22 protein-coding genes are annotated in these 23,147 nt (G+C 53.7%); 19 read left to right on the top strand and 3 right to left on the bottom strand.

All coding sequences use genetic code 11. The features are described 5' to 3' along the window. Positions 1-277 precede the first annotated feature (277 nt). On the top strand, positions 278-1,768 hold the full coding sequence (locus ACML7B_RS04400; RefSeq protein WP_418539450.1) for a hypothetical protein: 1,491 nt from the start codon (positions 278-280) through the stop codon (positions 1,766-1,768). Beyond that, complete coding sequence (locus ACML7B_RS04395; protein ID WP_418539449.1) at positions 1,744-3,495, top strand: hypothetical protein; 1,752 nt, start codon at positions 1,744-1,746, stop codon at positions 3,493-3,495. The genes ACML7B_RS04400 and ACML7B_RS04395 overlap by 25 nt, the downstream gene beginning before the upstream one ends. A 201-nt stretch (positions 3,496-3,696) precedes the next feature. Here the strand turns inward: ACML7B_RS04395 and ACML7B_RS04390 are convergent, their stop codons facing one another. Continuing rightward, a complete protein-coding gene (locus tag ACML7B_RS04390) occupies positions 3,697-4,920 on the bottom strand; it encodes a 6-phosphofructokinase (RefSeq protein WP_418539448.1) in 1,224 nt (407 codons plus the stop codon). Between the two features lie 151 nt (positions 4,921-5,071). On the opposite strand from ACML7B_RS04390, the gene ACML7B_RS04385 reads away from it, so the two are divergent. The 3 genes from ACML7B_RS04385 to ACML7B_RS04375 all read left to right on the top strand — a co-directional run bounded on the left by ACML7B_RS04385 (position 5,072) and on the right by ACML7B_RS04375 (position 8,494). Further along, on the top strand, positions 5,072-6,088 hold the full coding sequence (locus tag ACML7B_RS04385) for a glycosyltransferase family A protein (RefSeq protein ID WP_346707003.1): 1,017 nt from the start codon (positions 5,072-5,074) through the stop codon (positions 6,086-6,088). Between the two features lie 70 nt (positions 6,089-6,158). Beyond that, positions 6,159-6,776, top strand: a complete 618-nt coding sequence (gene rbr / locus ACML7B_RS04380; RefSeq protein ID WP_346707002.1) for a rubrerythrin — start codon at positions 6,159-6,161, stop codon at positions 6,774-6,776. Positions 6,777-6,784: 8 nt separating this feature from the next. Then, positions 6,785-8,494 carry a S8 family peptidase gene (locus ACML7B_RS04375; RefSeq protein ID WP_418539447.1) on the top strand — a complete coding sequence of 570 codons (1,710 nt, stop codon included), beginning with the start codon at positions 6,785-6,787 and terminating at the stop codon, positions 8,492-8,494. Here the strand turns inward: ACML7B_RS04375 and ACML7B_RS04370 are convergent, their stop codons facing one another. Further along, a complete protein-coding gene (locus tag ACML7B_RS04370) occupies positions 8,495-9,385 on the bottom strand; it encodes an RluA family pseudouridine synthase (protein ID WP_418539446.1) in 891 nt (296 codons plus the stop codon). Positions 9,386-9,458: 73 nt separating this feature from the next. Here ACML7B_RS04370 and ACML7B_RS04365 point away from each other — a divergent pair, with 73 nt between their 5' ends. The 3 genes from ACML7B_RS04365 to trxA all read left to right on the top strand — a co-directional run bounded on the left by ACML7B_RS04365 (position 9,459) and on the right by trxA (position 11,679). Beyond that, positions 9,459-10,493: an NUDIX domain-containing protein gene (locus ACML7B_RS04365; RefSeq protein WP_418539445.1), complete on the top strand. Its 1,035-nt coding sequence runs from the start codon at positions 9,459-9,461 to the stop codon at positions 10,491-10,493. 16 nt (positions 10,494-10,509) lie between these two features. Further along, a complete protein-coding gene (locus ACML7B_RS04360) occupies positions 10,510-11,289 on the top strand; it encodes an EcsC family protein (RefSeq protein WP_346706996.1) in 780 nt (259 codons plus the stop codon). A gap of 81 nt (positions 11,290-11,370) precedes the next feature. Next, positions 11,371-11,679 carry a thioredoxin gene (trxA, locus tag ACML7B_RS04355; protein WP_106789959.1) on the top strand — a complete coding sequence of 103 codons (309 nt, stop codon included), beginning with the start codon at positions 11,371-11,373 and terminating at the stop codon, positions 11,677-11,679. A gap of 549 nt (positions 11,680-12,228) precedes the next feature. Here trxA and nagB read toward each other — a convergent pair. Next, positions 12,229-12,954 (bottom strand): glucosamine-6-phosphate deaminase, encoded by a 726-nt coding sequence (gene nagB, locus ACML7B_RS04350; RefSeq protein ID WP_106788824.1) that lies wholly within the window; start codon positions 12,952-12,954, stop codon positions 12,229-12,231. Between the two features lie 256 nt (positions 12,955-13,210). On the opposite strand from nagB, the gene nagA reads away from it, so the two are divergent. From nagA to ACML7B_RS04295, 11 genes are all read left to right on the top strand, one after another. Further along, positions 13,211-14,347, top strand: coding sequence for an N-acetylglucosamine-6-phosphate deacetylase (gene nagA / locus ACML7B_RS04345; protein ID WP_346706994.1), 1,137 nt, complete (start codon positions 13,211-13,213; stop codon positions 14,345-14,347). Between the two features lie 80 nt (positions 14,348-14,427). Next, complete coding sequence (locus ACML7B_RS04340) at positions 14,428-15,156, top strand: DUF5714 domain-containing protein (RefSeq protein WP_418539444.1); 729 nt, start codon at positions 14,428-14,430, stop codon at positions 15,154-15,156. Positions 15,157-15,583: 427 nt separating this feature from the next. After that, positions 15,584-16,195, top strand: a complete 612-nt coding sequence (locus tag ACML7B_RS04335) for a DUF3267 domain-containing protein (protein ID WP_418539443.1) — start codon at positions 15,584-15,586, stop codon at positions 16,193-16,195. A gap of 23 nt (positions 16,196-16,218) precedes the next feature. Next, on the top strand, positions 16,219-17,442 hold the full coding sequence (tyrS, locus tag ACML7B_RS04330) for a tyrosine--tRNA ligase (RefSeq protein ID WP_106788820.1): 1,224 nt from the start codon (positions 16,219-16,221) through the stop codon (positions 17,440-17,442). Between the two features lie 173 nt (positions 17,443-17,615). Next, positions 17,616-17,969, top strand: a complete 354-nt coding sequence (locus ACML7B_RS04325) for a hypothetical protein (protein WP_418539442.1) — start codon at positions 17,616-17,618, stop codon at positions 17,967-17,969. 2 nt (positions 17,970-17,971) lie between these two features. Beyond that, positions 17,972-18,124: a hypothetical protein gene (locus tag ACML7B_RS04320; protein WP_418539441.1), complete on the top strand. Its 153-nt coding sequence runs from the start codon at positions 17,972-17,974 to the stop codon at positions 18,122-18,124. Positions 18,125-18,198: 74 nt separating this feature from the next. Then, positions 18,199-20,097, top strand: a complete 1,899-nt coding sequence (locus ACML7B_RS04315) for an RNA polymerase sigma factor (RefSeq protein ID WP_418539440.1) — start codon at positions 18,199-18,201, stop codon at positions 20,095-20,097. A gap of 116 nt (positions 20,098-20,213) precedes the next feature. Beyond that, on the top strand, positions 20,214-21,062 hold the full coding sequence (locus ACML7B_RS04310; protein WP_418539439.1) for a zinc ribbon domain-containing protein: 849 nt from the start codon (positions 20,214-20,216) through the stop codon (positions 21,060-21,062). 39 nt (positions 21,063-21,101) lie between these two features. Continuing rightward, on the top strand, positions 21,102-21,800 hold the full coding sequence (locus ACML7B_RS04305; protein ID WP_346706987.1) for a YARHG domain-containing protein: 699 nt from the start codon (positions 21,102-21,104) through the stop codon (positions 21,798-21,800). A 40-nt stretch (positions 21,801-21,840) separates the two neighbouring features. Continuing rightward, on the top strand, positions 21,841-22,563 hold the full coding sequence (locus ACML7B_RS04300; protein ID WP_346706986.1) for a zinc-ribbon domain-containing protein: 723 nt from the start codon (positions 21,841-21,843) through the stop codon (positions 22,561-22,563). Between the two features lie 104 nt (positions 22,564-22,667). Beyond that, positions 22,668-23,147 (top strand): zinc-ribbon domain-containing protein (locus ACML7B_RS04295; RefSeq protein ID WP_418539438.1); only part of this gene is annotated, 480 nt, incomplete at its 3' end.

The raw sequence follows: 23,147 nt of genomic DNA, 5'->3' as shown, positions 1-23,147 counted from the left end.
GGCGACTGCCTAACATGAAAAGTGTAAGACTAAATGCCATATATAGGGAAGTGGAAATGAGTGAAAGACTAAAATCTACTTTGCCACCTTCAAAGTGGAAATAAACTTTTCACTTCAGCGTGCATTTTTTCTGGAAAATGGGCTTGCTTTTTCCGGGGAAATCCAGTAATATAAAAATCACTCTATCAGTTCTGAACCTTCAAAAAAGTTCTTGAAACAATCAAAACATTTTCCAATTTCAGAAAAATTTTAGCAATGAAAATGTGAGGTGATGCCGATGACGGAAAAGGGCGAATATGACGTGCTGCGTCTTATTGAGCATAACCAGGTGTGCTATATCAGTTCCGGCTGTATCCGGGGAACGCCTCTGATGGGGTGGCTGAAATACCACCGTGTGATGAAAAAGCAGGAGTTTGTCCGTATGGTCCGTCTTCTTGCCCGGCAGCTGGAGAAAATCCACCGGTGCCGGAAACAGAAATTTTATCAGTATGTGAACCCCTACAGTGTAGTGGTGGGGGAGGATGGGAACCTTTATTTCCTGGATCTGGGCGTTCCCTCCAACGAAGAAACGCTGCAGAAAATGCAAAGGAGGACCGTCCGGGAACATTTCCTGCCCCCGGAGGCGCCCTATTATCAGCGGGCAAGCGCCGGACTTGATATCTATGGGTTTGGACGGACCCTGCAGTATCTGCTCTCAGAAGCAGAGCTTGAGCCGCGGCTGACTGGCGGCGAAGAGAGAAAGTTCAGAAAAGTCATATCCCGATGCCTGGAAAGGCAGTCGAAACAAGCATTTCAGACAATTTCAGAGATTCCAAGATATTTACCAGAACCAAAAGAGAAAAAAGAATGGAAATGGAGGCCCCACAAAGCCCTGGCGGCTGTGGCAGCGCTGGGAATCCTGGCGGCGCTGGCAGGTTTCCTTCGCTGCTGCCCGGGAGAGCCGGAGGCTGCTGCAGCTGCCGGCCGGGAGGAAAATAAAGAAGAACAGGAAACGCAAAAGAGAGAAGCTGGCGGGGAGACGGGTCCTCTTTATCTGGAACTGGGGCTGCTCTGCCTGGGAGAACTTGGTGATTTTGAGCGAGGGGAGGCATATTTTGGGCAGGCAGAAGGGGAGCCGCTGGCAGAAGAACTGGAACGATTGTGCCAAAGCCTGCAGGGGGAATCGGTGGCGGAAGGGAGCTTCCGGGCCGGACTTCGCAGGATCGAGGAGGCAGCAGAGAAACTGCCGGAAAAGGAAGCCCTTGTCTATCGCCGCTGTGTGCTCCTTGGATATCGTCAGCTGGACACAAAGGCGGACCAGGAGGCGGTAGTCCGCCTGGGAAAGAGCTGCCTGGAGGAAGGGGGAGAAGAAGAGAAGGCAGAAGTCCGGGGAATGATTGCTGCCGCGCTGGAAGAACTGGGGAGAGAAGAAGAGGCCCTTACCATGTATGAGGAACAGATGGAGGAAGAAGATGGAGCAAAAGAACGGGAAGAACTGTACAAGAAAACGGCGTCCCTTCTGGAGACCCTGGGGAAATCCAGGGAAGCGGCAGGGCGGCTGGAAGAGGGGATCCGGGAATTCCCCGACTCCGCAGATCTGCGGATCACATTCCTTAAGGATCTTCTGGAGGCCTCGGGGCAGGACCGGGAGCTGTGCCTGCAGACCATTGAGAGGTTCCTGAAGGAGTGTCCGAAGCTTGCAGGAGAAGAAGAGTTTCAGAAGCTGATGAGAGAATACGGAATCAACGTGGAAGGAGGAAAAGTATGGGCAGAAAAGGCCGATCCATAATCCTGCTGTGCCTGGTGCTGGCACTGATCTATTTTCAGCAGGGGGCAGTAGGTTATGCAGAACACAGAGAGGATCCGACGCAGACAGAAGAAGGAGGATCTGCGGAAGAAGGGGAAGGAACAGAAGATCCGGATGAAGGAGAAGAAGAGGAACCGGAGGAGCCGGAAGAAGAGCCGGTTAAGAAGTTTCAGCTTAAGGTAATTCCGCCGGATGGCGGAAACGGGTATTACCGCCATAAGCCGGAAGTAACCCTGACTCATGTGAGCAGGCGCGGGATCACCAGATATCGGACGGCTGCAGGCGACAAAATCCTGGCGGAGGGGAGCCTTGAGAAGGAGGGGGAGAAGGCGATCCTGGGAGACTGGGAAGAAGGAAGCAACCAGCTTACGGTCTGGATGGAAGAAGACAAGAAACCGATAGAGGGGTGTGCGGAGACGGTGGAGATCCGGGTCGATACCCGGCCGCCCAAGATCAGCATGAGCCTTCCTAACGGGTTTGACGCCTGGTATCTGGGGGATGTGAAGCTGTCGGTGCAAGGCCGGGATAAGACCAGCGGAGTTGAAACGGTGCGCTGTCTGGTGGACGGAGAGAAGATTGGCGTGTCGGAGAAAGGAGAGACTGCCTTTACCATTCAGAAAGCCTCTGCGGCAGGGCAGGGAGCGGTGGTGGAAGTGACCGCAAGGGACAGGGCGGGAAATGAAAGCCGCCTGACAGAGCGGGTCTATATTGACCGGACAGATCCGAAGATCCGGATCAGCGGAGCTTCCGATTATCTTATCAGCAGCCGGCCGGTGACTCTGGTGAGCCAGGTGCAGGAGGAAAATGTCCTGCATACGGCCAGGGAGGAGACCATCTGGGAGAATGAAGACGGGGAGAAGAAAACCCTGAAGGCAGTCTCCTGGAAGGACAGCGCTTCCGGGAAGCAGGCCGAGCGGAAACTGACAGAGGACGGGATCTATCAGATCAGCCTTGCGGCCCGGGATCAGGCAGGTCGGGAAGCAAAAGAACAACTCCAGGTGATCATAGACCAGAAGGATCCGGTGATCCGTCTTGTGGATCAGCTGCGGGGAAAATATATGAAGAAGTTTGTCTGGGACACCCCGGCCAAGAAGTGGATCCAGGATTTTACCACCTATTCCTATGAACTTTGCCTGGACGGCCGTCTCTACTCCATGGGAGAAGAAGTGACGGAAGAAGGGTGGCACGTGCTGGAAGTCTATGTGGAAGACGCGGCCGGAAATACTGCCCGGGCGAACGCCGGGTTTATGGTAGATCACACGGCGCCCCAGATCCAGATCCTGGATGTGGAAGACGGAGGGACCTATGAAGAACAGGCGGTCTTCCGGGTAAAGACAGGGAAAGCGGAGGATGAGATCAAAGAAGTGCGGATCAACGGAGAACAGCAAAAACTTATTCCCGGGCGGGAGTCCTATCAATATACGCTGGATGATTACGGGAATTATGAGATCCGGGTAAAGGCAGAAGATTACGCCGGGAATTCGGCGGAGGAGAAGATCCTGATCCGGGTGGCAGAGGAGAAGAATCTTCTGCAGAAGGTGGCGGAGCCGGTGGCCCGGCGGCTGGGGCTGACAAAAGAGAAAGAGGAACCAGAAGAAACACCAGCGCAGGAAGAGAAAGGGAGTATAGCGCCCTGGATGATCGGCGGTTCTGGACTGGCAGCAGTCGCAGGCGGAAGCGGGTGGCTGCTGTGGAGAAGGAAGAAATAGCCTCATAAAAGGGAGGATGCCGGGTGACTGATCTCTCAGTCCCCGGCATGTATTATGAAAAAGTTTATTCAAAATAGTAGCTTACTACTCGTCAGTGGTCTTTTTCTCTTTCGATGGTTTTAGTATACGCAAGAGCTGTGAAGAAAGAATGTTAAAGTAGTAAAAGAATTTTGAAAATAAGATGAACAAATTATGAACACGCTACTTCCGGTAAGCGAATACCGGCACACCGTCTTTGGTGGGAAGCTCTACGTGTCCCTGGATAAGGGGTCTGGCGTATTCGATAAAGTCCGGGCTTAAGTCGGAGCCATCCCTGGTGATCCACTCTGTGGGAACCGGTTTTTCCTCGTTGCAGATCTCGTTTACATCTGCGGTGCCGTAGGATAATTCATAGGGCAGGCTGCGGCCCCGAAGGAAGGTGATCATCTTGCCGGTCTCTCCTGCAAGGGCGGCCTGTACGCCGTAGATTCCGGCGTTGATGGCCTCGGTCAGGTCTACGCCTGACAGGTGGGCGCTGGAGCAGCGCTGGCATACATTCAGCTCAATGGAACGCACTTTGATGCCCAGCTTTTCCTTCACCAGATTCTCCAGATATTTTCCGGAGCCAGTGAGCATCTTGTGGCCGAAATTGTCGGTGTCCACTTCACTGGCATACTCGCAGATGAAGGTACCCTTTCCATCGTTGATCCCTTCTGAAATGCAGACCACAAGGTTGGAGGTGGTCTTTAAGTTTTCTTTTACTTTCTCAATAAATGCGTCCTGGTCAAAGGCAACTTCCGGCAGATATACAAGAACCGGGTTGTCTCCTTCGAATTTGCGGGCCAGCACACTGGCTGCGGTCAGCCATCCGGCGTGGCGTCCCATGATCTCTACGATGGTCACGGAAGGTTTATTGTCATAGACAGAAGCGTCCGCCGTGATCTCGCGGACAACGGAGGCCACATATTTGGCGGCGCTGCCGTATCCCGGCGTATGGTCGGTGTGCACCAGGTCGTTGTCAATGGTCTTTGGCACGCCGATGAAACGGATGTCGCTTCCGATCCCGGCGGCATAGCGGGAAAGCTTGCTCACCGTGTCCATGGAGTCGTTTCCGCCGATGTAGAAGAAGTAGCCGATCTCTTTTTCTTCAAGCTTCTGGAAGAGCCGGGGATAGACCGGATCCTTCAAGTCTTCCGGCAGCTTGTAGCGGCAGGAGCCAAGGTAAGCCCCCGGGGTGGTGCGGACAAACTCCAGCTCGCCGTTTTCCGCCAGAGCTTCCATGTCCATAAACCGGTCCGCCAGGAATCCCTCGATCCCGTTTACCATACCATAGACATGGGCGATCTCATCCGGGTGCCGCAGTCCCTCAGTAACCACTCCGTAGAGGCTGCCGTTGATAACAGCGGTAGGTCCGCCGGATTGTCCTACGATAATATTTTTCTTCATTGATGATCCCTCCAATTCGTACTGCGTATAAGCCTACTATAGCGAAAATTCCCGGATTTTACAATCAGATCGGGTATATCTTTTAGAAATTTGTTGGAAAATAGCCGGGAATGACTTATACTGATAGAAGAATATGAGGAGGACATACACAATGAAATATCTGTCATTTGCAATACCATGCTATAATTCCCAGGATTATATGTCGCATGCGATCGAAAGTATCCTGCCCGGCGGGGAGGATGTGGAGATCATCATCGTGAACGACGGCTCAAAGGATGATACTTCCAGGATCGCCCATGAGTACCAGGAGAAATATCCGGATATTATCCGGGTGGTGGACAAGGAGAACGGGGGGCACGGAGATGCAGTGAATCACGGACTTTCCAACGCTTCCGGGAAATATTTCAAGGTGGTGGACAGCGACGACTGGGTGGACGAGGAGTCGCTGCACAAGATCCTTGAGACCCTGAAGAAGTTTGAGGAAGAGGGACAGGAAGTGGATATGCTGGTTTCCAACTATGTCTATGAGAAGGTGGGCGCTTCCCATAAGAAATGCATCCATTACCGGAATGTGCTTCCCCAGGACGAGATCTTCCGGTGGGAGGATATCGGACATTTCCATCTGGATCAGTATATCCTGATGCATTCGGTCATCTATCGGACCGACATGCTGAAGCTCAGCCAGATGGAGCTGCCGAAGCATACCTTCTATGTGGATAATATTTATGTATATTATCCCCTTCCTTTCGTGCGCAAGATCTATTATCTGGACGTGGATTTTTACCGGTATTTCATCGGGCGGGAAGACCAGTCGGTCAACGAGAAGATCATGATCGCCCGGGTGGATCAGCAGATCTTTGTGACCAAGACCATGATCAGCATGTATCAGCTTAAGAATATCGAGTGTAAGAAGCTGCGGCGCTACATGATCGACTATCTGGCCATTATGATGACCGTCTCTTCCATCCTTCTGATCCGGTCCAAGAACCCGGAGAACCTGGAGAAGAAGAAAGAACTGTGGCGGTATCTTAAGAAGAAGGATTTCAAGACTTTCCTGAAGATCCGTTACGGGATCCTGGGGCAGACCATGAACATCCCGGGGAAATCCGGCAGAAAGATCTCCTCTCTTGCCTACACGGTGGCAAGACGGCTGATCGGATTCAACTAAAAACAGATTGCAGGAATAAACAGACAGCCATGGCACATACTACTATTAAAAACAGATAGGAGTGTGTGACATGGCTGTTGAATTTAAAGAGAGCAGGACCAGGGAGAATCTGATGCGGGCCTTCGCGGGGGAGAGCCAGGCCAGGAACCGCTATACCATCGCGGCGGAGACCGCCAGGGAGCAGGGGCTTTTTGCGATCAGCCAGATCTTCCTTTTTACCGCGGACCAGGAGCGGGCCCACGCAGCCAGATTTTATGATCTTCTGAAGAATCTTAACGGGACCACCATTGCCATCGACGGAAGCTACCCGGTGGATCAGTTCGACAATGTGGCGGAGCTTCTGCGGGCGGCCCAGCACAATGAGATGGAAGAAGCGGGGGATGTGTACCAGGCCTTTGGCAAGACTGCCCGGGAGGAAGGATTCCTGGAAGTTTCCTCCGCCTTTATCCAGATCGCCCGGATCGAGGCGGTGCATGGGAAACGGTTCGGAAAGCTGGCAGAGCTTCTGGAAGAAAATCAATACTTTGAAAGCCGCCGGGAAGAGGCGTGGATGTGCCTGAACTGCGGCCACATTTACCATGGGAAGATGGCGCCCCAGGCGTGCCCGGTGTGCCGCCATCCCAGGGGATATTTCATCCCGGCCAGTCTGGCTCCTTATCTGAATGAGGAATTCATGGAACAAAAATGAGGTGGAAGATGGAAGGGCAGAAGACGGAGAATCTTTTGAATCTGGCGCTTGACGCCACCCAGGAAGAGAGGGAGAAGTCCCTGGAACTGGAGGTGGGTTATCATCCGGGAGAGCGGGAGTGGGATCTGATCATCAAATATTCCGGGGATCTTGAGGGCGTCCGTGGGATTGCCGCAAGGACGACAAAGCTTCTGAATGAATATGCGGTGGTGACCGTGGCGGAATCCAGGATCCAGGAGCTGGCGGCGCTGCCGGAGGTAGAATATGTGGAAAAGCCTAAACGGCTGTATTTCCAGATGGAAGAAGGGAGGCGGGTGTCTTGTATCAATGAGGTACAGGACGCCCGCTTTTCTCTTCTGGGACAGGGAGTGCTGGTGGGGGTGATCGATTCCGGCATTGATTACAGCCTGCCGGAATTTCGCAGGGCGGACGGAACCACCAGGATCAAAAGTCTCTGGGATCAGTCTCTTGACACGGCGGGAGAAGAGCCTCCCGGGGGATACGGATACGGGCGGGAATACGGGGCGGAAAGGATCAATGAGGCCCTGCAGGCGGGATCAGAGGAGGAGAGACTCAAGATCGTGCCCTCCCTGGACCGCTCCGGACACGGGACGGCGGTGGCGGGGATCGCTGCGGGGATCGCCCCGGAGAGTGAACTTCTGGTAGTGAAGCTGGGGAATCCATTACCGGATGGATTTCCCAGGACCACGGAGCTGATGATGGGAATTGACTATGTGATCCGCAAGGCAGTGGAATATCAGATGCCGGTGGCGGTGAATATAAGCTTTGGAAATACGTATGGTCCCCATGACGGCACCTCCCTCCTGGAGCGGTTCATTGACGATATCTCCAACATCTGGAAGAACTGTATCTGCGTGGGGGCGGGCAATGAAGCGGCCGGGGCCGGGCACACTGCCGGGAGAGTCCGGGAAGACCAGGAGGAAGTGATCGAGCTGGCGGTGCAGGAGCGGCAGCCTGCGCTGAATATCCAGATCTGGAAAGCCTACACTGACGTGATGGACATCACCCTGATCGACCCTTCCGGTCTGCGGGCAGGACCGATCCCGGAGGTTCTGGGGTCTCAGAGATTTCTGGCGGGAGATACGGAGATCCTGCTGTATTACGGGGAGCCGAGTCCCTACAGTATGGCCCAGGAGATCTATATCGACCTGCTTCCGGCCGGAGATTATATCCGCGGGGGCGTGTGGCGGATCGTACTGTCCCCCAGGAGAGTCTTGTCCGGCCAGTATGAACTGTGGCTGCCGGGAGAGAGCGTTCTGAACCGGGGGACCGGATTTCTCTATCCCACGGAAGGGAGGACCATTACCATTCCTGCCACGGCCGGACGGGTGGTCTCGGTGGGGGCTTACAACAGCCGGACCCTGGCCTACGCAGATTTTTCCGGCCGCGGTTATGTAAGGGAAGGGGGAGGTTCCAAGCCGGATCTGGCAGCGCCGGGGGTGAAAGTAGAGGCGCCTGTGCCGGGCGGAGGAAGAGGTGCATTTACCGGAACCTCCTTTGCCACGCCTTTTGTGACCAGCGGGGCTGCTCTTCTTATGGAGTGGGGGATTGTGCGGGACAATGACCCCTATCTCTACGGGGAGAAGGTCAAGGCATATCTGCGCCGGGGCGCAAAGCCGCTCCCGGGATTTGAGGAGTATCCCAACGCCCAGGTGGGGTATGGCGCGCTGTGCGTAAGGGACAGTCTTCCGGTGTGATCACAGTGCCAGCACCTGTTTCATGTCCTCTGGAAGTTGAGCCTCAAAGCACATGGCTTCCCCGGTGATGGGATGGGGGAAAGACAGGCGGTGGGAGTGCAGGGCCTGACGGGTAATGTGTTCCATATCCGGGTTATAGAGATAGTCTCCGATCAGCGGATAACCCAGATATTTCATATGGATCCGGATCTGATGGGTGCGGCCGGTCTCCAGGCGCAGGGCGACCAGGCTGTGCCCGTTTCTTACGGTGACAACCTGATAGTGGGTGACCGCGGGCTCTCCTTTCTCCCAGTCTACCACCCGTTCGATGATGGTGCCTTCCCTGCGGGCGAGAGGGGCGGTGATGGTGCCGGATTCCGGCATGACATGTCCTCTTGCTACAGCCAGGTATTCCCGGCAGACTTCTTTGCGCTTGGTCATGGAGGACAGGATACTGGCGCTGACCAGATGTTTTGCCACCACAGTAAGGCCGGAGGTGTCCCGGTCCAGACGGTTGCAGCAGCGGAAGATGAAAGGTTTCCCCTGCTGCAGGTAGTACCAGGCCAGGCCATTTGCCAGAGAGTTGGTATAGTTGTTCAGGGAAGGATGGATGGGCATGCCGGCAGGTTTGTTCACTACGATCAGGTCTTCATCTTCATAGACAATGTTAAGAGGAAGCTGGACGGGCAGAATCTGGCGGGAGCTTTCTGTCTCCTGGATATGGATGCGAAGTTCATCGCCGGCGGCAAGTGTGTGGCGCAGATAGCAAAAAGAACCGTTTACCAGGACGCTTTCCGGCATCTGTCTGATCTGGGTCAGGTTCTGGGCGGAGTAGCCCTTTCGCCGCAGGAACTGTTCGATCCGAAGGCCGGCTTCTGTCTCGCGGATGTGATAAGTAAGAGTCCGTTCCATTGCATTTCCTCCATGGTTCAGGTAGAATAAGGATAATTATACCACAATGAGATAAAAAAGGAAGAAGAGAAGAATGACGGCACAATTGAGTACGCTCTGCTACATTGAGCGGGACGGTAAATATCTGATGCTCCACCGGACGGTGAGGAAAAATGATGTGAATAAGGATAAATGGATCGGGGTGGGCGGCCATTTTGAGGCGGATGAAAGTCCGGAAGAATGCCTGCTGCGGGAAGTGAGGGAGGAGACCGGATATCGGCTTACGTCTTATCGGTACCGGGGGGGCGTGACCTTTGTCTCGGGAAATGGAGTGACTGAGTATATGTCTCTTTTTACAGCGGATGGATTCGAAGGGGAAGCCATTCCCTGTGACGAAGGGGAACTGGAATGGGTGGATATAGAAGACGTGTGGAAACTGAACCTCTGGGAAGGGGACAAGATCTTCTTCCGGCTGCTGGATGAGAGGAAGGATTTTTTCTCTCTGAAGCTTGTGTATGACGGACAGGACAGGCTTGTGTCCGCGGCGCTGGATGGAGAGCCTCTGGAGCTTTTTGACATCCTGAACCCGGACGGGAGCAAGACAGGGATCGTCCGGGAGCGGGGCGTAGCCCACAGGGAGGGGAGCCTTCACGCCACGGTCCATACCTGGATCGTCCGGGAGAATGGCAAGGACGGCTGGGATGTGCTTTTGCAGAAGCGAAGCGCAGGGAAGGATTCCAATCCGGGCTGTTATGACATTTCTTCGGCAGGGCATGTGGAGGCCGGCGATGAGCCTCTGCCGGCAGCAGTGCGGGAACTTGCTGAGGAACTGGGGATCCAGGCTGCACCGGAGGAACTAGGTTACGTCGGGATTCATCACGGCTCTTTTGAGGCAGTTTTTCATGGAAGGCTGTTTCGGGACAATGAACTGAGCAGCGTGTATGTGTACACCAGGCCGGTGGAGGAGCGGGATCTGCATCTCCAGGAAGAGGAAGTAGAGTCGGTGATGTGGATGGACTATGAAGAATGTATGGCAAGGGTTCTGGACGGAAGTCTTCCCAACTGCATTTACCCGGATGAGTTCCGGATGGTGGGAGAATATCTGAAAAAGACTAAAAGACCAGAATAGAGAAAGGGGCGAAAGGATGTTTTCCAGAAATCACTGGGCAAAAGAGCAGGCGGCGTTGGAGCGCAAAGAAGCCCGCTACCTGAGAAAACGGCAGGAGGAAAAGTCTTCGCCGATGCAGGAAAAAATTTCCGAAAAAATACCCGAAAAGCTGGAACAGACCTTAAACGGCGCGTTTCAGAAAGCGTTCGCGCTGGTTTTCGAGAAAGGGACCAGCGTGATCGAGAAAACTTATAATAAGGAGAAACACCGGCAAGCCTATCAGGTCAATGAGTATGCGGCGAGGTTGGGCGCGAGCCGGAAGACGGTGCGGGCGTTCTCCAGGCAGGCGGAGGCCGGGAACGCGAAGAATCTCCTGATTTCCGGTGTGGAAGGCGCAGGGCTGGGACTTCTGGGGATTGGATTGCCGGACATCCCAATTTTTACAGGTGTACTGCTGAAAAGCATTTACGAGATCGCGTTGAGTTATGGGTTTTCCTATGAGACGGAAGAGGAGCAGTGCTTTATCCTGAAGCTGATCGAGACTGCGTTCCTAAGAGGCGGACCGCTGCTGCAGAATAATAAGGAACTGAATGGCTGGATCGACGGGACAGCGGTGATTTCTCTGGACAGGCGGCAGGGGATTCGCAATGCGTCCAGGAGTCTGGCAGAGGCGATGCTGTATATGAAATTTATCCAGGGCATCCCCGTCCTTGGCGTCGCCGGAGGCCTGGCGGATCCCGTGTATCTGAAGCAGGTAACGGATTACGCGAAGCTGAAGTATAAACGCCGGTTTCTGAAAAATCACCGGGAAATGTGACCTGGTCACAGAAATCCGGGAGAAAAGGGTTATAATAGAGTTATCAAGAAAACAAAATCACAATAAGAAAGGAAGATAAATATGGCAGTAATTCATTTGACGAAGGATAATTTCAACGAGGAAGTATTAGAGGCAAAGGTACCGGTGCTGGTAGATTTCTGGGCAAGCTGGTGCGGACCCTGCCAGATGGTGGGACCGATCATTGAGGAGATCGGAGATGAGGTGACGGATAAGAAGATTTGCAAGGTGGAAGTGGATGAAAATCCTGAGCTGGCAAGGCAGTTCCGGGTAATGTCCATTCCAACGCTGGCTGTATTCAAGGACGGCGAGATGGTGAAGCGGGAAGTGGGCGCCAAGTCCAAGGCAGAGATTTTGGAGATGCTGGGATAAATGCAGGTTTGTCGCGCTGATTCTGTGAACAAAAAATTGCTCAGGGAAGTTCATACAGCCAGCAGATAGAAGCCAAAAAAGTTCGCGAAGAATCCTTAACATCAAAACACCTGTGATTTCATGATCAGAGCAATTCGCAAGGAAATCTGATGATTTCTCTGCTCAGGCTCTTCTCAGATTTGACTGGAAGTCAAATCTTCCCATGAAATCGCAGGTGTTTTTCTGTAACGGATTCTACCGCTTCCATATGGTTCTATCTGCTGGCTGTATGCGCTTCCCTGTTTCATATTCTTCCGCAGAATCATCTTGGCAATTCAGGCCTTTGTCGGGACAGTTGGCGATAAGGCGGGGGTCGGATGATTGCGGAGGTTAAGCGTCAGCCTCGGAGCAATCAACCGTCCCCGCCTCTCGACAAACACACCTCCAGAATCCAGCCGTTTCACGGCTGCCGTGCTTCGCACTCTTTGATTCTGTCGGTATCGCGCCGAGGAAATCAAATGTCCGCTGCGCAGCCGCTTGATTTCCTCTTGGCGCGCGATAAACCTGCATTTACATTTTTGAGAGAGCTGCTTCGTCTGCCACGATGGTTACATCCGGATGAAGCTGCAGGACAGAAGCCGGTACCTGCGGGGTGATGGGCCCGCAGACAACCTTCTTTAAGATTTCGGCTTTGTCTTCGCCGCTGACAACTACCAGGATCTTTCTTGCTTTCATGATGCTTCCGATGCCCATGGTATAGGCCTGACGCGGAACATCGTCTTCAGAAGCGAAGAAACGCTTGTTGGCATTGATGGTGCTTTCTGTCAGATCCACACACTGGGTGCCGCAGGCGAATGCGTCCGCCGGCTCATTGAAGCCGATATGTCCATTGTGGCCAAGGCCCAGAAGCTGCAGGTCGATACCGCCGGCATTTTCGATGATCTGGTCATAATCGCTGCAGGCTTTGGCAGCGTCCGGTTCCAGTCCGTCCGGCACATTGGTGCGGGCCTTGTCGATATTTACATGGTCAAAAAGATTGGTGTTCATAAAATACCGGTAGCTCTGGTCGTTGTCTCCGCTTAAGCCACGGTACTCGTCCAGATTGATACTGGTGATCCCGGAGAAATCCAGATCTCCCCGCTCATACCACTGGATCAGCTCCTTGTAGGTGCCTACCGGAGAAGAGCCTGTGGCAAGACCCAGGACACAGTTGGGCTTCATCAGGATCTGAGACGCGATGATGTTTGCCGCTTTCCGGCTTAATTCAGAATAATCTTTTGCTTTACAGATAATCATACATTTTCCCTCTCTTCATAGACAATTGTAGAAAAACTTCTATCCTTAAGTATAACAATTTCATCAGCAGATGGAAAGATTTTTTTCATTCAGGACGTAGCAAAATGTAAAAAGGCTACGTCCTAAATTGCAGATTGCCCTGTACCAAAATGCGCGAAGGGGTGTACCCAAATGATTGCGCAGACGATCAGGATATACTATAATGTGTCAGAGAAGTGATTTTTGACGACGAAGACAGGTCGGGGAGGAGAAGGCTATGATCCTTAAAAACGTGAAAGTATATACAGAAGATAAGAGATTTGAAGAGGGCGAGATCCGGATCGAGGAGGGCAGATTTGCGGAAAATGAAGGCGCCGGGGACGGGATAGAGCTGGACGGCGAAGGCTGTTATGCGATTCCGGGGCTTATTGATCTGCATTTCCACGGATGTAAGGGCTACGATTTCTGTGACGGAAATCTGGAGGCGATCCAGGAGATCGCGAAATATGAGGCTTCTGTGGGCGTTACGGCAATCGCGCCGGCGACGATGACGCTGCCGGTGGAGGAACTGGAACGGATCCTGGCAACTGCAGCCGAGTATCGGCGGACACTTCACGAGGGTGCGGACCTGGTGGGGATCAACATGGAGGGGCCGTTCATCAGTGAAGTGAAGAAGGGGGCGCAGGACGCCAGGAATATTATCCACTGTGACGCAGAAGTCTGCCGCAGATTCCTGGAAGCGTCGGAAGGTCTGGTGAAATTCGTGGGGATCGCGCCGGAATGCAATCCGGAAGCGGTAGATTTTATCCGGGAGATGAAAGGTGACGTACAGATTTCCCTGGCTCACACCAATGCAGACTACGACAGCGCAATGGCGGCGTTCCAGGCAGGAGCCAGCCATGCGGTCCACTTATATAACGCCATGCCGCCTTTTACCCATCGGGCGCCGGGAGTGGTAGGCGCGGTGGCGGATAACCCGCAGGTGGATGCAGAGATCATCTGCGACGGAGTGCACATTCATCCTGCAGCAGTCCGGGCTACGTTCCAGATGCTGGGGGCAGACCGGATGATCCTGATCAGCGACAGTATGCGGGCCACCGGCATGCCGGACGGACAGTATACCCTGGGCGGTCTGGATGTGGCGGTTGCAGGGAACCGGGCAACACTAGTCTCCGATGGAGCCCTGGCCGGTTCTGTGACAAATCTGATGGACTGTATGCGGACCGCAGTGAAAGAAATGCAGGTCCCACTGGAGATTGCAGTGGCCTGCGCAACCATGAATCCGGCGAAAAGCCTGGGGATTTATGATCAGTACGGTTCTATCACACCAGGGAAGAAAGCAGACCTGGTGCTACTGGACGAGAACCTGGAACTGAAGGCAGTATTTAAGGATGGGATTCGATTAGAGATTTAATTGGGGACGTGGTATTTTTAAAAATACCACGTCCCAGATTGAAAATACCCTGTCCCTTTTTGAAAAATGGAGGGAAAAGAATGATTCGAGGAGAAGGGGCCTGCCTGGTATGCGGCAAGCCGATCCGATATTTTGATAAGATGAAGAAAATGGAGTGTGTCTTCTGCCACAAGGAGTTTGAGAGTAACGCATGCTGTGAAGAAGGCCATTTCGTTTGTGATCAATGCCATGAAAAACAAGGCGTGGAGGTGATCCTTCGGGAATGTGAAACAACGGTCTCCAGGAATCCCATTGAGATCATGCGGAAATTAATGGAAGATCCTTATATCTACATGCATGGGCCGGAACACCATATCATGGCAGGAGCGGCGCTTTTGACTGCTTACCATAACTGCGGCGGGCAGATCGATCTGAAAGAAGCGCTGGAGGAGATGCGCTCCCGCGGGAGCAAGTATCCGGGCGGCGCCTGTGGAATGTGGGGCTGCTGCGGCGCTGCGGTCAGCACGGGGATGTTTGTAAGTATTGTCACAAAAGCTACCCCTCTGACAGGCAAGTCCTGGAGACTGTCCAATCAGATGACGGCCCGGGCACTGGGCGCCCTGGCTGAATTGGGAGGGCCCCGCTGCTGTAAGCGGAATTGCTTTACGGCAGTGAAGGAAGCCGTAGGTTTTGCGAAAGAAAACCTTGGAGTTGAGATGGAACTGCCAGAGCAGATCCGGTGCGGATTTTCGGCGGAAAATAAGGAATGTCTGAAAGTACATTGTCCATATTTTCAAAAAGGGACAGGGTATTTTCAATCTGGGACGTAGTATTTTCGAAAATACCACGTCCCCACCTGGAAACTTACCTAAGAACCTGGTTGACAAACCTGGGTAAATAGGGTAAGATTTCACACAGACAAGTGATACAGCAAAGGCTTTGACAAGAACAAGTAGCAACCTTTACACCCATACAGAAAGCTGCCGGCAGATGAGAGGCACATGAAGGAACTGGCTGTGAATACATCTTTGAGCCGCGCACCGAATTCGGGAGGAGATGGTTTCTCTGAAGGATAGTAGGCTGCGCCGCGTGACGGGCGTTACTGCGTCGGGGCTGTCTTGAGGAGGCGGCCGGAATGAGGCCGGCATAGGGAAATTGCCGGTGAAGCAAGGTGGTACCACGGAGTGATTCGTCCTTATCGTAAGATAAGGACGTTTTTTGTTTGGCGGGAAAAGCCTGACAAAGGAGAAAGGTAAGATGGCAGGGGAAAGAAAGGTAAGCGAGGCGAAGCAGAAGATCCTGGACAACTATGAAGCCCAGCGGCGTAAGTTCCGGGAAGAGGGCTATCAGGAGCACTCGGAAGTGATCTCAATGGTGAAAGCGAATGTGATGGTTTTGGTGACCTCACTTCCTTTGGTGATCCTGGCTCTGGTGATCTGGATCCTGGCAGGCCGGGGGCCGGTCTGGCTGGCGGGACGGGACTATCTGGCGACGTTCCTGGTCTTTCTGGTCACAGCGTTTATCCATGAACTGCTCCACGGTGCAGGCTGGTGCCTGGGGACGAAAGACGGCTGGAAGAGCATGTATATCGGCGTGATGTGGGAATTGCTGACGCCTTACTGCCACTGCAGGGAGCCGCTGACGCCTGGTAAATATATTTTTGGAGCGCTGCTCCCGGGCTTTGTTCTGGGCGGAGGCTTTTATCTTGCGGCGTTTGTTACAGGAAGTACTCCTTTGCTGTGGCTTTCCATGCTGAACATCCTGGGTGCAGGAGGAGATCTTCTGATCGTCTGGTATGCCAGAAAATATAAAGACGGTTACGTGCTGGACCACCCCACGGAATGTGGATTTGTAATATTTCAAAAATAGAGAAAACGAAGGGAGACAAAACGATGGGAATCTATGAAGAACTGCAGGCCAGAGGCCTGATCGCGCAAGTGACGGATGAGGAGGAGATAAGGGAGCTGGTGAACAGCGGGAAGGCCACCTTCTATATCGGTTTCGACCCCACGGCAGACAGCCTGCATGTGGGACACTTTATGGCGCTGTGCCTGATGAAGCGTCTTCAGGACGCAGGCAACAAGCCTATCGCCCTTATTGGCGGAGGTACCGGGTACATTGGCGACCCCTCCGGCCGTACGGACATGCGCTCCATGATGACGCCGGAGACCATCCAGCACAACTGCGAGTGCTTCAAGAAGCAGATGAGCCGGTTCATTGATTTCTCTGAGGGGAAAGCCCTGATGGTGAACAACGCGGACTGGCTGTTGGACCTGAACTACATTGAACTGCTGCGGGAGGTGGGACCTCATTTCTCCGTCAACCGGATGCTGACGGCGGAGTGCTACAAGCAGCGGATGGAGAAGGGGTTGAGCTTCCTGGAATTCAACTACATGATCATGCAGAGCTATGACTTCTATATGCTGTTCCAGAAATACGGCTGTAACCTTCAGTTTGGCGGCGACGACCAGTGGAGCAACATGCTGGGCGGCACGGAGCTGATCCGGCGCAAGCTGGGCAAGAACGCCTGCGCCATGACCATCACCCTGCTCCTCAATTCCGAGGGCAAGAAGATGGGCAAGACCCAGAGCGGCGCGGTATGGCTGGATCCGGAGAAGACTTCTCCCTTTGAGTTCTACCAGTACTGGAGAAATGTAGCGGACGCGGATGTGCTGAAATGTATCCGCATGCTGACCTTCCTTCCCCTGGAGGAGATCGACAAGATGGATTCCTGGGAAGGGGCCCAGCTGAACACTGCCAAGGAGATCCTGGCCTACGAGCTGACCAAGCTGGTACACGGCGAGGAAGAGGCAAAGAAAGCCCAGGAGGCGGCAAGAGCCCTGTTCTCCCAGGGGGCAGCGGCAGATATGCCATCTACTGAACTTGTGGAGCAGGATCTGGAAGAAGGAAAGATCGACATCCTTACTCTTCTGGTGCGCAGCGGCCTGGTGCCTTCCAAGTCGGAGGCCCGCCGGGCAGTGCAGCAGGGAGGCGTATCCGCGGACGGAGAGAAGGTAACTGACATCCACGCGGAATTTACGAAAGAGCAGTTCGCCGGAGAGGGGATCGTGCTGAAGAAAGGCAAGAAGAGCTTCCAGAGGATCCTTATGAAATAGGAAGAAATAAAGAGACGTAGATGTGCGGGAAGAGAGGCCTGCGCGTCTGCGTTTTTAAAATTTACAAAAAAATTTCATTTTCATAAAACCTTTTCTTCTTTTCTCCTGTCTTAGTCTGTGAAAAGGGGCAGAGCCAATGTCCTTAACAAAACCACAGAAAAGGAGAAAAGAAAATGAAAGCAGGAAAAATTTGGAAACGGTTATCAGGAGCTGCAGTGGCGATCACTTTAATGACGGCTTTATGTGCCTGTGGAGGGCCCAAATGGGAAGGGACCTACGGGGGGACCTCCACCAGTGGAAGCAAAGTAGAGATTACCATCGAAAAGGACGGCACGGCGGCATACAACGAGGACGGAGATGTGGAAGTGGGAACCTGGACGGAACATGAGAACAGCATAAGCCTTGACTTTGGCGGAGCGGTCAGTTCCTGCGAGCCGCTGATCGTGACCTTATCGTCGGACGAGAATATGATCACCGTAGAGTCGGCTGACAGCAGCTGGAATCCGGATTACTACCAGAGGCGTTAACTATGATCCGGGGAAATGAAAATGTGATCCGGTGGTTTGTCCGTCTGGTGCGCCGGGACATGGAAGCCTGCCCGGGAAATGAAACCGGGAAACGGAATACCTACCGGATCGTACGGCGGAGGCTGAAGGCCATGGGGAAACTTGGGAAACATTGACGGAAAGTAACGCGCATCTTATAATTTGATAAGAGTCCGGCGAAAATTTCGCCGCAACAGGCAGGAGGAAAGACGTGGATTATAAAGAGGCAGTGGCCCTTGCAAGGCAGGGGGATGAGAGAGGATACGGGTTTCTCTACGAAACCACTTACAAGAGTAAATATTATCTGGCCCTTCAGTATATGAAAAATGAAGAGGCCGCCCAGGATGTGCTGCAGGAAGCCTACATCCGGGCATTTACAAGGCTGGACATGCTGACGGAACCGGAAGCCTTCCCCGGATGGCTGGGGAGGATCGTGGCCAATACCGCCAAAAATATGCTGGTTAAGAAGAATCCCATGCTGTTTTCCCAGATGGAGACAGAGGAGGAAGGGGAGAATTTTGAATACCGGATCGAGGATGACAGCATTGAGAGTCAGCCGGAGCTTTCCTACACAAGGCAGGAAACCCAGGAGCTGGTCCGGGAGATGATCGATTCCCTGTCGGAAGAGCAGAGGATGTGTATCCTCCTCTTCCATATCGAGGGAGCGTCCATCCGGGAGATCGCAGCCACTCTGGGATGTTCTGAGAACACCGTCAAATCCCGGCTGAACTATGGGAGACAGAACCTGAAGAAAAAGGCGGAAGAATTGCAGAAGAAGGGATACAAGCTGTACAGCGTGGCTCCGCTGCCACTGTTTCTCTATCTGCTCCGCTCCCAGGCAGGATACCTGGACAAGGCGGGGAGCCTGGCGGCAGGCGGAAAGTCGGTGGCCCAGAGTGTATTTGGGGCCGTATCCCGTCAAAGTGCCGCGGGAAGCAGCCAGAGCGCGGCTGCTTCCCAGGCAGCGGCTCATGGACAGGCAGCAGGCGCAGCGGAAGTTTCTGCCAGCGGGAAAGGGCTGGCAGGAGCGAAAGCAGCAGGCGCGGCGAAAGCAGGATTCTTGCATACTACCCTGGGGAAAGTGGCGGCTGTGACGGTGGGCGTGTGCCTGGCCGGAGGCGCGGGAGCCTATGGCGTCTACCAGATCCTGGATGCAGTAAATGAACCGGCAGTGGTCCAGGAACAGCCAGAGCAGAGCGAAGCGAAGCAGCAGGAGCAAAAGGAACCGGAGCAGGAAGAGACCCCTCAGGAAGTAAAGGAAGAAGATTATCCAAACCTGGTCGCCGGGAATCTTACCCAAGAAGAACTGGAATTTGTGCTTGCCTACGGTCCTCAGGAGATCCCTTCCCAGGGATTATCCCGGGAGGAGGCCCGGGAGATGTTGAATAATCTCTGCGAGCCTTCCGGCCGGAGCGGGGGCGTGATCGAAGAGTACGGGCCTGACGCGAATTGGCGGGCCCAATATTCCCTGGCGGATGTCAACCGGATGTTTTCTTCTTTCAGTGATTATCAGTTTACAGAGGAAAATGATGACGACGGGCAGGAATACGGCGTAAATGTGGAGGAGGACAAGATTGTCTTCGCGCCGGCTACCATCAGCTGGGTCAGCGAAGCCGCGATCACCCGGGCGGAGTATACCGAAGATTCCATGGAAGTGTATTACACCTACAGCCGCAGCAGCGAGAGCGGGCAGGAGACCACGGAGAAGAAGGCGGTGCTGAAACCCAATGATCAGGGCGCCTACCGGATCGTGAGTATCGAGGAGGCAGAAACCGTGTCTTCAGACGGCCAGGATGAGACGGCAGGCGGATCCGGTGAGGCCGGGGCCAAGTTTCCTGTAGGGGAATACAGTTATGTGGCGCCGGTGGGCGGACTGCGGACAGGACTGACCATCGAAGAGTCCGGAATTGCCACGATCGTAGAGCTGATGTCCGGAACCGGGGAGAGCCATACATATACCTATCAGATCACGGCCAAGCCCGGCGGGGGAGATATGACCACCTATGTGCTCAGCCCGCTGGACGGCGGAGATGAGAGGATCCTTACCTATGAGGAAAGCAGCGGGATCCTGCACGACGAGACGGCGGGATTTGACTGGACGCCCAGTTAAAAGACAGTGTGAAAGAAGCTTTTGTAAAATTTTCGTCAGATTGCCTGTTGAATCTTGTCAAAAGAGAGAAAAAAGAATAAAATTAGACATATATTGGATTTCAGGAGGAAATAGATATGGCTTTTTTGGATGATATCGACAAAAAACTTACCAACCTGGGACAGGGAGCGATCCAGAAGACCAGGGAGATGACAGATTCCGCCAAGCTTTCCGGCGCGCTTAAGAACCTGGAAGGGCAGAAGAAGGATGTGCTGGCGGATCTGGGAGCGATTTCTTATAGAAAACTGAAAGAGAGCGGCGAGGAGGCAGGCCCGGAGGAATCCGGGATCATTGCCAGGCTGGATGAGCTGGAGACACAGATCGCAGATCTGCGGGGACAGATCCAGCGGGTAAAAGGCGTGATCTTCTGCCCCAACTGCCATGCGCAGATCGCGCAGGACTCCATGTTCTGCAACGTGTGCGGAGCCAAGATCGAACATCCGGCTCCAGCCCCGGCGCCAGTACCGCCTCAGGGCGGAGAGGTGTGCAGCAACTGCGGCGCGCCGGTAGAGCCAGATCAGGCGTTCTGCGTAAATTGTGGATCTAAGATCGAACATACAGCTCCGGTCCCGGAGCCGATCCCGGAGCCGATCCCGATCCCGGAACCAATGCCAGAACCGGAGCCGATTCCGATCCCGGAACCAGTGCCAGAACCAGAACCGGAGCCGATCCCGGAACCAGAGTCAGAACCGGAGCCGATCCCAATCCCGGAACCGCCTAAGGGGCCAACCTGTCCCAATTGCGGAGCAGAGATCACCCCGGGACAGGGTTTCTGTATCATCTGCGGGACCCCGCTGAAGAAGGAGCCGGCCCCGGGACCGGAGAACCATGGCCCTCAGCCGGGCACAAAGGTCTGCCCCAATTGCGGGAAGGTGCTGGCAGATCACTTGTCTTTCTGTACTTCCTGCGGAACCAAGCTGAATTAAATGAATGGAAGAAAATGAGCAAAGCAGGAGGAAGGGAAGATGAATCTGAGATGTCCACGATGCGGGGCGCCGGTTGAACCGGAAGACACTTTCTGCGGAGAGTGCGGGTGCCCTTTAAGAGATCCTGGAAATATGGGAGCGCCAGGATATGACGATCTGCCGGAAGAAGGGCCGGGGAGAGGAAAGCACACAGGGCTGATCATCTTTCTCGTAGTTCTGATCGTGGCAGTGCTGGCCGGCTTTGGAGGTTTGTTTCTCTATCACTATATGGAGGGGAGGAACGACCAGGAAGTGACGGAAGAACTCCGGGAGGATCAGGAAGAGAGCCAGGAAGAGGCGACTGGGGAACCGGAAGATGAGGAGCCTGACATCAGCGGAGAGACTGGGAAGACGGAAGAGCCTGCAGAAGACCCGGCTACAGATGTGACCGGCGGGGATTACATTTTCCCGGACAGCGCTTCCCGGTATCTGACCGATGTGGATGTGGCCGGCCTGACCATCCAGGAGATCAATTACGGGAAGAATGAGATCTATGCCAGACATGGCCGAAGATTCAAGTCCCAGGAACTGATGGACTACTTTGAGTCCAAGTCCTGGTATCAGGGGCTTTATGATCCGGAAGATTTTGATGACAATTACGCTTATACACTGAATGATTATGAGAGGCGAAACGCCGAGTTCTTAAGTGAGAAGGAGCATGAACTGGATACCCAGGGATATATCGGAGACGCAAATTAAAGCATTTTACAGAACATTATGTGAGTAGGAGGAAAAAGTTATGTTTTGCAGTCGTTGTGGGAATGAGATCAAAGGAGATGGAAAGTTCTGCCCCAAGTGCGGTGCGCCGATCAAGCCTGTACAGGGAGCGCCAAACCCGGGAGCGGGGAATGGAGCGGCTCCCGGCGGAACCAGCCAGAATTACAGTTATAATCAGGGAAATTACAGCCAGGGAGGTTATGCCCAGGGCGGGTACGGACAGGCCGGCATGGCGGCGAAGAAGCGTCCGCCTTACGTAGCCATCGGCGCTATCGTGCTGGCGGTGATCCTGGTGATCGTGGCAGTGAAGCTGATCTTCTTCCGGGACAACTATGAGGCTCCCATCAAAAACCTGGTGAAGGTGATGGAAGAGGGAGATGCGGAAGCCGCGCTGGAGCTGATCCCGGAGAAATATCTGGATGTGGCAGAGTCCTGGAGTGGTATGGACCGCGAGGATATGGAAGAAATGGTCATTGAACAAATAGAAGATGCCTTTGATGATTATTCCGGTGACATTGAGATCGATTATGAGATCGGAAATGCCAGAGACATGACAGAATCTGAACTGGAAGACCTGGAGAGCAGTTACATGGGATTCCTGGGCGATATTGAAGAAGGAAAAGAAGTGGAGTTCTCCTACAAGCTGTATGTGAACGGCGCGAAACAGGAGGAGTCCGATCCGGGAGAAACAGTCCGGGTACTGAAGATTGACGGGAAATGGTATCTTGATCCGGAAGAACTGTAAGAATATTTTGTAAAAATGCGGCCTGAGGCGGGTCCTGGTCGGAGCCGCTTCTCCAGGCCGCTTTTGCATTAAACGGATCCTGAGAGAAAGAGGGAGGAAAAAGTATGCGTTGTCCAAATTGCGGGTATGAGAATGAAATGAATTCCCAGTTCTGCGGGAACTGCGGCGCGCCGCTGCCGCCGCCGGAGAAGAAAAAGTCAAAGGCGCCGCTGATCATCGTTATCGCGGTGCTGGTAGCAGTTCTGCTGGCAGGGGCTATCGGATTCGTGGCGTATAACTGGATCTCTGAGAAGAAAGAGGAAGAGTTGCGGCAGGAACAGCTGGAAGCAGAGCGGGAGCAGGAAGAACAGGAAGAACAGGAAGAAAAAGAGCGGCAGGAGCAGGAAGAGAAGGAACGGCAGGAACAGGAAGAGATGGAAGCGAAGGAAAACTGGACGGCTTACCGGATTTCTCAGCCGGCGACGCTGGGGGACAGTTACAAGCTGACTGTAAGCAACGCATCCGCCACTTCCGTGATCGATCAGGAGGGGCATGACAACAGCCCGGCTATGATGCTGGACGGGAAACTTGAGACTTCCTGGCAG

Source organism: Massilistercora timonensis (assembly GCF_048354975.1).
GTDB lineage: Bacteria > Bacillota > Clostridia > Lachnospirales > Lachnospiraceae > Massilistercora > Massilistercora timonensis.
The sequence above is the reverse complement of the archived record's forward strand: the minus strand, read 5'-3'. Positions and strand labels throughout refer to the sequence as shown.

What these genes read in the sequence shown, in the direction of transcription:
- ACML7B_RS04390 (WP_418539448.1), bottom strand. Translation starts at nt 4,920, where the DNA reads ATGAAGAAAAATATTATCGTAGGACAATCCGGCGGACCTACCGCTGTT.
- ACML7B_RS04375 (WP_418539447.1), top strand. Translation starts at nt 6,785, where the DNA reads ATGGAAGGGCAGAAGACGGAGAATCTTTTGAATCTGGCGCTTGACGCC.
- nagB (WP_106788824.1), bottom strand. Translation starts at nt 12,954, where the DNA reads ATGATTATCTGTAAAGCAAAAGATTATTCTGAATTAAGCCGGAAAGCG.
- trxA (WP_106789959.1), top strand. Translation starts at nt 11,371, where the DNA reads ATGGCAGTAATTCATTTGACGAAGGATAATTTCAACGAGGAAGTATTA.
- ACML7B_RS04360 (WP_346706996.1), top strand. Translation starts at nt 10,510, where the DNA reads ATGTTTTCCAGAAATCACTGGGCAAAAGAGCAGGCGGCGTTGGAGCGC.
- ACML7B_RS04305 (WP_346706987.1), top strand. Translation starts at nt 21,102, where the DNA reads ATGAATCTGAGATGTCCACGATGCGGGGCGCCGGTTGAACCGGAAGAC.
- ACML7B_RS04340 (WP_418539444.1), top strand. Translation starts at nt 14,428, where the DNA reads ATGATTCGAGGAGAAGGGGCCTGCCTGGTATGCGGCAAGCCGATCCGA.
- nagA (WP_346706994.1), top strand. Translation starts at nt 13,211, where the DNA reads ATGATCCTTAAAAACGTGAAAGTATATACAGAAGATAAGAGATTTGAA.
- ACML7B_RS04310 (WP_418539439.1), top strand. Translation starts at nt 20,214, where the DNA reads ATGGCTTTTTTGGATGATATCGACAAAAAACTTACCAACCTGGGACAG.
- ACML7B_RS04325 (WP_418539442.1), top strand. Translation starts at nt 17,616, where the DNA reads ATGAAAGCAGGAAAAATTTGGAAACGGTTATCAGGAGCTGCAGTGGCG.
- ACML7B_RS04335 (WP_418539443.1), top strand. Translation starts at nt 15,584, where the DNA reads ATGGCAGGGGAAAGAAAGGTAAGCGAGGCGAAGCAGAAGATCCTGGAC.
- tyrS (WP_106788820.1), top strand. Translation starts at nt 16,219, where the DNA reads ATGGGAATCTATGAAGAACTGCAGGCCAGAGGCCTGATCGCGCAAGTG.
- ACML7B_RS04370 (WP_418539446.1), bottom strand. Translation starts at nt 9,385, where the DNA reads ATGGAACGGACTCTTACTTATCACATCCGCGAGACAGAAGCCGGCCTT.
- rbr (WP_346707002.1), top strand. Translation starts at nt 6,159, where the DNA reads ATGGCTGTTGAATTTAAAGAGAGCAGGACCAGGGAGAATCTGATGCGG.
- ACML7B_RS04365 (WP_418539445.1), top strand. Translation starts at nt 9,459, where the DNA reads ATGACGGCACAATTGAGTACGCTCTGCTACATTGAGCGGGACGGTAAA.
- ACML7B_RS04395 (WP_418539449.1), top strand. Translation starts at nt 1,744, where the DNA reads ATGGGCAGAAAAGGCCGATCCATAATCCTGCTGTGCCTGGTGCTGGCA.
- ACML7B_RS04400 (WP_418539450.1), top strand. Translation starts at nt 278, where the DNA reads ATGACGGAAAAGGGCGAATATGACGTGCTGCGTCTTATTGAGCATAAC.
- ACML7B_RS04385 (WP_346707003.1), top strand. Translation starts at nt 5,072, where the DNA reads ATGAAATATCTGTCATTTGCAATACCATGCTATAATTCCCAGGATTAT.
- ACML7B_RS04320 (WP_418539441.1), top strand. Translation starts at nt 17,972, where the DNA reads ATGATCCGGGGAAATGAAAATGTGATCCGGTGGTTTGTCCGTCTGGTG.
- ACML7B_RS04300 (WP_346706986.1), top strand. Translation starts at nt 21,841, where the DNA reads ATGTTTTGCAGTCGTTGTGGGAATGAGATCAAAGGAGATGGAAAGTTC.